The organism is Actibacterium ureilyticum, assembly GCF_002285435.1.
GTDB lineage: Bacteria > Pseudomonadota > Alphaproteobacteria > Rhodobacterales > Rhodobacteraceae > Actibacterium_C > Actibacterium_C ureilyticum.
On record NZ_NSBT01000037.1, the window covers coordinates 618,322 to 628,237 of the forward strand.

Below are 9,916 nucleotides of genomic sequence, written 5' to 3' on the forward strand. Positions count from 1 at the left end.
TAGGTTGCCCCAAAGGCAACAAGGGACCGCCCGATGACCGACCTTCCCGACTATTACTTCCGGGTGCGCGAAAACGGCGCCGCGGTGTTCAAGCTGGACACCGAAAACCGCCAGCGGCGGCTGGACATGACGCAGATCGCGGTGCTGAACATCCGCAATGGCGAGGTCAAGCCGCAGGGCAACACCACCCTGTCCGATGCCGACCGACAGGCCATCGACGCCTGGATGGAGGACCGCCGCGCCGAACTGGCCCGGCGCGATATCGACGACATCCTGCGCACGGTCGATCACCTGAACCTGACCACGCATTGGGCGCAAAGCCGGGCCACCGACGCACAGCTGGATCAGGTGACGGACCGGCTTCTGCTCGCAATGCACGATCTGCGCACGGTGCTGGTGCGCAAGAAGGCCGACCGGCTTTAGGGGCCGTCCGCGCCCTCGATCCGGCTGGCACGGCGCCAGAACCGCCCCGACAAAAGCACGGCCGACGCCAGCAGGCCCAGAACGATCCCCCACCAGACCCCCGGCCCGCCCAACCCCATGGGAAAGGCCAGCACATAGCTGGCCGGCAGGCCGATGCCCCAATAGCTGACGCCCGCGATCAGCATCGGCACGGTGGTGTCCTGCACCCCGCGCAACAGGCCCAGCGCCATCACCTGCGCCGCATCGGCCAGCTGGAACACCCCGCCGATCATCAGCAGTACCGCCCCGATGCGCACGATATCGGCGCGCTGGGGGTTGTCTGGGTCCAGAAACAGCCCGATCAGAACCTCGGGCACCGCTAGGAATACCCCCGCCGCGATCAGCGCCAGCACCAGCGAGATCAGCGTCGCGGTCAGCGCCCCGCCCCGCAGCCAGGCCTGATCGCCCTTGCCCCGCGCGCGCCCGGCCCGGATCGTGGCGGCCTGCGACAGGCCCAGATGCACCAGGAACGTGGCCGAGGCGATCTGGATCGCAATGCCATGGGCGGCCAGGTCGTTCACCCCGATCCAGCCGAACATGAAGGCGGCGGCGGAAAACAGACCCACCTCGGCCAAAAGGGTCAGGCTGATCGGCAGGCCCAGCCGGAACACCCCGCGCAGCGCATCCGGGTCGGGTTTCCACAGCCGGTGGAACAGCGCGTATTTGCGGATGGCCCGTGCCCAGCCGGTATGGGCCAGGAACGCCGCCATGATCAGCAGGTTCGCCAGGAGCGAGGCCAGCGCGCAACCCTGGATGCCCAGCTCTGGCGCGCCCAGCTTGCCAAAGATCAGCACCCAGTTCAGCGCCGCATTCGCCGCCGCCCCCAGGATGGTGATCCAGAAGATGAAGCGCGTGCGCTCCAGCGCCGACAGAAAGCTGCGCAACACCATCGCGGTCAAGGCGGGCAGCAGCTGGAACCCGACGATCCGAAGATAGATCTGTGCCTGATCCGACAGCGCAGCCTCCTGCCCCAGCGCGCGCAGAACCGGCGCCGAAAACCATGTCAGCGGCAGGATCAGCACCGCGAACCCGGCGCAGATCCACAGCGCCATGCGCGTGACGCGGCGCATTTCGGGCTCGTATCCCTTGGCGGCGGCCTCGGCGACCAGCGGGGTCACCGCATGGGCAAAGCCGCTGCCGAAGATGAACAGGACAAAGAACGCCGAACTGCCCAGCACGACAGCCGCCAGCGCATCGACGCCGTACCAGCCCATCATGATCACATCGACCACGCCCACGCTGAATTGCGCCAGCAGGCTGCCCGCCAGGGGCAGGCCCAGCCGCAGCGTTTCCGTGACATGCCGGCGATATGCAGAGCGCGTGGTCATCTTTCCGCTCTATGGTAGGATACGGTCGGGGTCCAGTGGCATGCCGCCACACGCGCGCGCCCCGCATTTAAAAATGTGCAGCGGCCGCGGGAAGTTCGGCCGCAGTTTCCCCTGAACGCATTGGTTCAGATACATTACGTTGAAATTCGATTGAACGGAGGGAAATGATGAGCCTGATGAAAACTCTTGCCAAGGTCGCCATCGGTGTCGCCGTGGCCAAAGGCGTATCAAGCATGACCAAGAAGGCCGGTTCCGGCAGCGTGCTGGGGCAGCGGACCAGCCGCAGCGGCGGCGGGATCGAAGATCTGCTTGGCTCGGTCCTGTCGGGCCGTGGCGCCGCCACGACGACGGGCGGTGCGGCGGGCGGCCTGGGTGGGCTGCTGGAAAGCCTGTCGCAGGCCTCGCGCCCGACGGATGCGCGCAGCACCACGCCGTCCAGCGGCAGCCTGGGCGATCTGCTGAACCAGTCGCTGGACCGTTTCGGCGAGCCGGAAACCACACCCTCGCGCCACCACGAGGAACAGGCCGGGCTGATGCTGAAGGCGATGCTTCAGGCCGCGAAATCCGACGGCAAGATCGACGCCGCGGAAAAGGAAAAGCTGCTGGGCCATCTGGGCACCGACATCACCCCGCAGGAGATACAGTACGTCAACGACCTGCTGGCCGAACCGGTGGATGTCGACGCGCTGGCCAAGGCCACGCCGCGCGGCATGGAAAGTCAGATCTATCTGATGTCGGTGATGGGCATTGATCTGGATAACCGGAACGAGGCGCAGTACCTGCACCAGCTGGCCAGCGCCCTGGGGATCGACCAGGCGTCGGTCAACCACATCCACGACCAGCTTGGCGCGCCCGCGCTTTACAGCTGAGCAAACGCGATGCGCCGCCCTCCAACGGGCGGCGCATGCCGCATCACGCCCCCGGCGACTGGCTGCGCCGCATATCGGGATGCAGCGACGATCCCAGTATGTGATCCGACCGGTGCACCACATGCCCCGCATGCCCCACGATCAGTGGGTCCGGCGCATGGGCGATCTTCAGATCCTTGCCCGGATAATCCAGCGAATTCAGGAAATGCAGCATGCAGTTCAGCCGCGCGCGTTTCTTGTCGTTCGACTTGACGATCGTCCAGGGCGCGTCGGCGGTGTCGGTATAGAAGAACATCGCCTCTTTCGCCTCGGTATAATCCTCCCATTTGTCCAGCGACGCCTTGTCGATCGGGCTGAGCTTCCAGCGTTTCAGCGGGTCGGTCTCGCGCGCTTGGAACCGCGCGCGCTGTTCGTCCTGGGTGACCGAGAACCAGTATTTGTAAAGCCGGATACCCGACCGGACCAGCATCCGCTCCAGCTCGGGCGTCTGGCGCATGAATTCCAGGTAGTCGGTGGGGGTACAGAACCCCATCACCCGCTCCACCCCGGCGCGGTTGTACCACGACCGGTCATACAGGACGATTTCCCCCGCCGTGGGCAGATGTTCGACATAACGTTGAAAGAACCACTGGCCGCGTTCCTCGTCCGTGGGTTTGTTCAACGCCACAACCCGGGCCGAGCGCGGGTTCAGATGCTCGGTAAAGCGCTTGATCGTGCCGCCCTTGCCCGCCGCATCGCGGCCCTCGAACAGCATCACGAATTTCTGCCCCGTCTCCTGCGCCCACAGCTGCACCTTCAGCAGCTCGGCCTGCAGATGCGCCTTTTGCGTCTCGTAGCTGCGCCGCGACAGTTTCTTGTCATAGGGATAGACGCCGTTTTCAAACGCATGCGCGATGGATTCCGGGCTGGCCTTGGGCGCGGCTGGCCGGCGCGGGGCGCGGGCGGCGCCATTCGGCGCGGCGGGTTTGGCGGCGGCGGGTTTCGGGGCGGCTTGGTCGGGGCTCTGGACGGCTGGGGGCATCTCGCATTTCTCCTTTTTTCGCACCGCCTCCCCCTAGACCCGATGCGCATTTGTCGCCTTGACCGACATCAAACCGTTACACAGAGCCTTGCCGCTGCGGCCCTTGGGACACACCAGATGTTGCGCCACGTGGCCCCGAATGCTCTAATGCCGGAAATCAAAAGATCCTAAGAATCGAGCACCTGCATGCCAGACGACCTGATGTCCGGAACCGGCCCCGACGACTATGATGCCTCCGATATCGAGGTCCTTGAGGGCCTTGAACCCGTCCGCCAGCGGCCGGGCATGTATATCGGCGGCACCGATGAACGCGCCCTGCACCACATGGTGGCCGAGATCCTGGACAACTCGATGGACGAGGCCGTGGCCGGTCACGCCAACCGGATCGAGGTGACGCTGCATGCCGATTATTCGGTCACCGTCACCGATAATGGCCGTGGCATCCCGATCGACCCGCACCCGAAATTCCCCGGCAAATCCGCTTTGGAGGTCATCCTGTGCACCCTGCACGCGGGCGGCAAATTCTCGGGCAAGGCGTATCAGACATCGGGCGGCCTGCACGGCGTGGGCTCGTCGGTGGTGAACGCGCTGTCGGACGTGCTGATCGTGCAGGTCGCGCGCAACCGCGAGCTGTTCGAACAGCGGTTCTCGCGCGGCATCCCGCAGGGGCCGGTGGAAAAGCTGGGCGCGGCGCCCAACCGGCGCGGCACATCCGTTACCTTCCACGCCGATGAACAGATCTTCGGCAAGCACCGGTTCAAGCCCAAGCGCCTGCACGCGATGGTGCGGTCCAAGGCCTATCTGTTCTCGGGCGTCGAGATCCGCTGGAAGTCCGAGATCGACGATGGCGAAACCCCGGTCGAGGTGACCTATCACTTCCCCGGCGGGCTCAAGGATTTTCTGACCGAAACGCTGGCGGGTGCGACCACCTATGCCGAGGCGCCCTTTGCCGGCAAGGTCGAGTTCGCCGACAAGTTCAACGCGCCGGGTTACGTGGAATGGGCGATCAACTGGACCCCCTCGCGCGACGGGTTCATCCAGTCATACTGTAACACCGTCCCCACGCCCGAGGGCGGCACCCATGTCGCCGGTTTCTGGGCCGCGATCCTGAAGGGGATCAAGGCCTATGGCGAACGGGTCGGCAACAAGAAGGCCGCCCAGATCACCCGCGACGACCTGTTGGCGGGCGGCGCGGCGCTGGTCAGTTGCTTCATCGCCGATCCGTCCTTTGTCGGTCAGACCAAGGACCGCCTGTCGACCGAGGCCGCGCAGAAGATGGTCGAAGGCGCCGTGCGCGACCATTTCGACAACTGGCTGGCCGCCGATACGAAATCGGCGGGCGCGATCCTGGATTTCCTGGTGCTGCGGGCCGAGGAACGCCTGCGCCGCAAGCAGGAAAAGGAAACCGCACGCAAGACCGCCACGAAAAAGCTGCGCCTGCCGGGCAAGCTGGTCGACTGCACCCAGCAGCAGCGCGACGGCACAGAGCTGTTCCTGGTCGAGGGGGACTCGGCCGGCGGTTCGGGCAAGGGCGCGCGCGATCGCAAGACGCAAGCCATGCTGCCCCTGCGCGGCAAGATCCTGAACGTGCTGGGCGCGGCCAGTTCGAAACTGGGCAGCAATGCCGAAATCAGCGATATCTGCCAGGCGCTTGGCGTCGGCATGGGCACGAAATTCAACATCGACGATCTGCGCTATGACAAGGTCATCATCATGACCGACGCCGATGTCGACGGGGCGCATATCGCCTCGCTTCTGATGACGTTCTTCTTTTCCCAGATGCGGCCGCTGATCGACCACGGGCACCTCTATCTGGCCTGCCCGCCGCTGTTCTGCCTGAAACAGGGGCCGAAGCGGGTTTACTGCCTGAACGAGTCTGAGAAAGACGAATGGCTGGAAAAGGGTCTGGGCGGCAAGGGCAAGATCGACGTGTCCCGCTTCAAGGGCCTGGGCGAGATGAACGCCAAGGAGCTGAAGGAAACCACCATGGACCCGGCCACCCGCCGCCTGATCCGCGTCACCATCGACGAGGACGAACCCGGCGAAACCGGCGACCTGGTGGACCGGCTGATGGGGAAAAAACCCGAGCTGCGGTTCCAGTACATCCAGGAGAACGCGCGGTTTGTTGAGGAGTTGGATGTCTAGCAAACGCCGCATACTTGATAGGCTCCCGCTAACCAAGGCTCCTTGCCCTCGTTGCAAACTGGAGCAAAACATTGTTGTGAAGCACTGCCTAGAAGAAGAAATTTCGCATGAAAACACGCTTCTTCCGACGCTTGTGAAGCGCTTCGCGTTATTGGAATGTGCGGGATGCAACACGCTTTTTCAGGCGTTAGGGACCGAACGCAAAGGTCCATTGTCAATTTCAATTTCGCCTGCAAAAAATCTCGAAAGTATAGAAAGCACGCTTCACTGGGAGTTCTTCCCTGAGCCTCAATGGCGTGAACTCCCTAAATGGATGTCTCAAGTTTTTGCGCAAAAATACGAAGCGCTCTATGGCCTGCTTGTAGACACATATGGCGCGGCAAACCGCGACGCAAATATACTTTGCGCCATGGGGGTCCGTACTTGTTTTGATATTGTCGGCGAGCTTCTAGGAATTGATCCTGAATTGTCATTCTCCGACAAAATTGAGGCGCTACGCAGGGAAGGTCATATTTCGCCTAGAGAGAAGAAAGTCTTAAAAATACTTGTAGATACTGGCTCAGCGGCAGCGCATCGCGGTTGGGAGCCTGATCGAAACGATCTAAGTGCCTTGCTTGATGCTCTGGAAACTTTTCTCCATCATTCCATTATTCTTCCTCAGGACTTAGATCAGCTTTCCGTGAAAATACCTGCTCGAAAAACACTCCAAGACTAGACCCCCATTAAACCAGCGGGACGGCGCTGGCGCGGCGGCCTGCGGCCTTGATTCCGCGCCGGGGCATTGCACGGGCCATGTAGGGTGGGTTTTCAACCCACCACGCCGCCCTACCCCGCCGTCTGCCCCTTGAGCGCCGCGCCGGCACTGATCAGCGCAAACAGCACCGCCGCCACACAAACAATCGTCGGCCCCGTGGGCGTGTCGAACTGGAACGACAGCCGCAGCCCCGCCAGGACCGACAGCGCGCCGATCCCCGCCGCGATACCCGCCATGCGCTCGGGCGTGCGGGCAAAGGGGCGCGCGGCGGCGGCGGGGATGATCAGCATCGCCGCGATCAGCAGCACACCCACCACCTTGATCGCGACCGCCACCACAAGCGCCAGCGCGATGGTCAGCACATATTGCTCGCGCCGGGGGTTGATCCCGGCGGCATGGGCCAGATCGGGGCTGAGCGTGGCGGTCAGCAAAGCCTGCCACCGCCAGACCAGCAACCCGATCACCATCCCCGCGCCGCCCCAGATCACCGCCAGATCGCCCCGGCTGACCGCCAGGATATCACCGAACAGATAGGCCATAAGGTCGATCCGCACGCCCTGCAACAGCGACACCGCGACAAGGCCAAAAGCAATCGCGGAATGCGCCATCACCCCCAGCAGCGTGTCCATTGTGTGGGCCCGCCCGCTCAACGCCGTGACGGTGGTGGCCATCAGCAGCGACACCGCCAGCACGCCGCCAAAGACCGACGTGTCGAACACCAGCGCCAGCGCCACGCCCAGGATCGCCGCATGCGCCGTCGCGTCGCCGAAATAGGCCATCCGCCGCCACACCACGAAACAGCCCAGCGGCGCGGCGGACAACGCCACGCCCAGCCCGGCCAGCGCCGAGCGGATCAGGAAATCGTCCAGGAATGTCATTCCGCGGCCTCGTGGCTGTGATCTTCGCAGGTGCCGTGATCGTGGCTGTGATTGTGGTCGTGCCGGTAAAGCGCCAGCGCGCCCTGTGTGCCGGTGCCGAACAGGGCGCGGTATTCCTCGGCCTGGGCCACGTGTTCGGGGGTCCCGTGGCAGCAGACATGGCCGTTCAGACAGATCACCCGGTCCGAAGCCGCCATGACCACATGCAGCTCGTGGCTGACCATCAGAACGGCACAGCCCAGGTCGCGGCGCAGGGTTTCGATCTGGCGATAGAAGGCCGCGGAACCGGGCTGGTCCAGCCCCTGCGTCGCCTCGTCCAGGATCAGCAGTTGCGGGTCGTTCATCAGCGCCCGCGCCAGCAGCACGCGCTGGAACTGGCCGCCCGACAGCCCCGCCATCGGCCGCCCGGCCAGATCGCCCGCCCCCGCCTGATCCAGCGCGGCCCGCCATGTGGCGCGGGACACCCGGTGCGGCAGGTTCAGGAACCGTTCGACGGTGATCGGCAGGGTCGGATCGATATGCAGCTTTTGCGGGACGTAACCCACGCGCAAACCGGCCGCGCGGGTGATCTGACCCCCGGTCGGTTTCTGCGCCCCGATGATCGCCCGCAGCAGTGTCGATTTCCCCGACCCGTTGGGGCCGACGATGGTGACGATCTCGGCCGTGTCGACGCTCAGGTCGACATGCGACAGGACGGGGTTGCCGCCCAGCCGCACCGACAGGTCGCGAATCGTAATCAGGTTCATGTGGCCTCGGCCCCGGCGCAGTTGGGGCAGATGCCCAGCGCCTCGATCATCATGCGGTCGATCTGAAAACCGGTATCGCTGACCGTTTCGGTCATCGCCTTCAGCGCGGCGTCCGACGATGCCTCGGCCACCGAATCGCATTTGCGGCAGATCAGAAAGGCGGGCTTGTGCCGCGCCCCGGGATGGGCACAGGCGATAAAGGCATTCAGACGCTCGATCTTGTGCGCGAACCCGTTGCCGACCAGGAAATCCAGCGCGCGATAGGCCACGGGCGGCTGGGCGCCCATACCTTCGGCCCGAAGCTTGTCCAGGATTTCATAGGCGCCCATCGCGCGGTGTTCCTGCAGCAGGATTTCCAGCACCCGGCGGCGCTGGGGCGTGAATTGCAGACCGTCGCGGCGGCACGTGGCCTCGACCGCGGCCAGGCCTTCTTCGATACAGGCGTGATGGTCGTGTTTGGAAAAGCCGATGGTTTCCATCTGTGGGCCTCGTCGGTGAATTTTGCTGTTGATATGATATAACAACCGATATATCAAGCGCCGCTATGTTATATAATTACATAGGTGCTCCATGCTGCGCTTCCTGACAATCGCGGTCGGACTGGCCGCCGCGCCCGCCCTGGCCGAGGTTCCGAATGTCGCCACCGACATCCTGCCCGTTCATTCCCTGACATCGCGGGTGATGGCGGGTCTGGGGACGCCGGACCTGATCGTGCCGCCCGGCGCTTCGCCGCACGGCCATGCCATGCGCCCGTCCGAGGCGCATGCGCTGGAAAAGGCCGCTGTCGTCTTCTGGATCGGCGAGGCGCTGACGCCCTGGATGGCGCAGCCGGTCAAGACCCTGGCCGGGGATGCCACGGTGGTCGAATTGCTGGACGATCCGCACACCCATGTGCTGGCCTTCCGCGAGGGCGCGACGTTCGAACATCACGACCATGATGAAGACGACCACCACGCGGATGAGCATGGCGACGACCACGACGACCATGCCGAGGATGACCACCACGACGGCGATCCGCATGCCTGGCTCGACCCCGAAAACGGCAAGGCGTGGCTGGGCGTCATTGCCGAGACGCTAAGCGCACAAGACCCCGACAACGCCGAAACCTATCGCGCCAATGCCGCCGAGGGCATGGCCGAGATCGACGCCGTCATCGCCAAGCTCGACGATTGGCTGACGCCGGTGCGGGACCGCCCCTTCATCGTCTTCCACGACGCCTATCACTATTTCGAAAGCCGGTTCGGCCTGGCGGCGGCGGGGTCGATCTCGCTTGGTGATGCGTCGGATCCCAGCCCCGCCCGGATCGTCGAAATCCGCGACAAGGTGCGCCAGATGCAGGCGGGCTGCGTGTTTTCCGAACCGCAATTCAACGCGGGCCTGGTCGCCACGGTGTTCGAGGGGACCGAAGCCCGCACCGCCGTGCTGGACCCGCTGGGCACGCTGATCGCGCCCGGACCGCGCCACTATCCCGAAACGCTCGAGGCGCTGGGGCAGACCTTTGCGGCCTGCCTGAACTAGGGTCAGGACCCATTAATCCTGCACCGCTGGTTTGGCAGGTTTTTCGTCTGACAACGCGCAGAGCCGCAGGAATAGTGGTTCTATTTCAAGGCTCTGAAAAGTAGGCAGGCGGAAAACCCGCCAAATCCGAAGGACGCCAAATCCGCTTCATCTCAGCGGCTCGGGCCGCTTGAAAAGAGAACCACTCTTCCCTGC

General features: G+C 64.1%; 10 protein-coding genes. 5 read left to right on the top strand and 5 right to left on the bottom strand.

The features are described 5' to 3' along the window. Positions 1–33 precede the first annotated feature (33 nt). Positions 34–423: a hypothetical protein gene (locus CLM60_RS16030; protein ID WP_095590112.1), complete on the top strand. Its 390-nt coding sequence runs from the start codon at positions 34–36 to the stop codon at positions 421–423. Here the strand turns inward: CLM60_RS16030 and CLM60_RS16035 are convergent. After that, entirely contained in the window at positions 420–1,790 is a 1,371-nt protein-coding gene (locus CLM60_RS16035) for an MATE family efflux transporter (RefSeq protein WP_095590113.1), read from the bottom strand. The genes CLM60_RS16030 and CLM60_RS16035 overlap by 4 nt on opposite strands. A gap of 167 nt (positions 1,791–1,957) precedes the next feature. On the opposite strand from CLM60_RS16035, the gene CLM60_RS16040 reads away from it, so the two are divergent. Further along, positions 1,958–2,659, top strand: a complete 702-nt coding sequence (locus tag CLM60_RS16040; RefSeq protein ID WP_095590742.1) for a DUF533 domain-containing protein — start codon at positions 1,958–1,960, stop codon at positions 2,657–2,659. 43 nt (positions 2,660–2,702) lie between these two features. On the opposite strand, the gene ppk2 is transcribed toward CLM60_RS16040, so the two are convergent. Next, on the bottom strand, positions 2,703–3,680 hold the full coding sequence (ppk2, locus tag CLM60_RS16045; protein WP_095590114.1) for a polyphosphate kinase 2: 978 nt from the start codon (positions 3,678–3,680) through the stop codon (positions 2,703–2,705). A gap of 186 nt (positions 3,681–3,866) precedes the next feature. Between ppk2 and parE the strand changes: the two genes are divergently transcribed. Together parE and CLM60_RS16055 are read left to right on the top strand one after the other, a co-directional pair. Continuing rightward, positions 3,867–5,825, top strand: a complete 1,959-nt coding sequence (gene parE / locus CLM60_RS16050; RefSeq protein WP_095590115.1) for a DNA topoisomerase IV subunit B — start codon at positions 3,867–3,869, stop codon at positions 5,823–5,825. Then, positions 5,818–6,540 carry a DUF4145 domain-containing protein gene (locus tag CLM60_RS16055; RefSeq protein ID WP_095590116.1) on the top strand — a complete coding sequence of 241 codons (723 nt, stop codon included), beginning with the start codon at positions 5,818–5,820 and terminating at the stop codon, positions 6,538–6,540. Before parE ends, CLM60_RS16055 begins: the two co-directional genes overlap by 8 nt. A gap of 110 nt (positions 6,541–6,650) precedes the next feature. On the opposite strand, the gene CLM60_RS16060 is transcribed toward CLM60_RS16055, so the two are convergent. Genes CLM60_RS16060 through CLM60_RS16070 form a run of 3 tightly spaced genes read right to left on the bottom strand, consistent with a single transcriptional unit; the run spans position 6,651 to position 8,682 of the window. Beyond that, positions 6,651–7,457 carry a metal ABC transporter permease gene (locus tag CLM60_RS16060; protein ID WP_095590117.1) on the bottom strand — a complete coding sequence of 269 codons (807 nt, stop codon included), beginning with the start codon at positions 7,455–7,457 and terminating at the stop codon, positions 6,651–6,653. Beyond that, positions 7,454–8,203 (bottom strand): metal ABC transporter ATP-binding protein, encoded by a 750-nt coding sequence (locus tag CLM60_RS16065; protein ID WP_095590118.1) that lies wholly within the window; start codon positions 8,201–8,203, stop codon positions 7,454–7,456. The genes CLM60_RS16060 and CLM60_RS16065 overlap by 4 nt, the downstream gene beginning before the upstream one ends. Further along, positions 8,200–8,682: a Fur family transcriptional regulator gene (locus CLM60_RS16070; protein ID WP_095590119.1), complete on the bottom strand. Its 483-nt coding sequence runs from the start codon at positions 8,680–8,682 to the stop codon at positions 8,200–8,202. The genes CLM60_RS16065 and CLM60_RS16070 overlap by 4 nt, the downstream gene beginning before the upstream one ends. A 91-nt stretch (positions 8,683–8,773) precedes the next feature. On the opposite strand from CLM60_RS16070, the gene CLM60_RS16075 reads away from it, so the two are divergent. Then, entirely contained in the window at positions 8,774–9,721 is a 948-nt protein-coding gene (locus CLM60_RS16075; RefSeq protein ID WP_095590120.1) for a zinc ABC transporter substrate-binding protein, read from the top strand. Positions 9,722–9,916 lie beyond the last annotated feature (195 nt).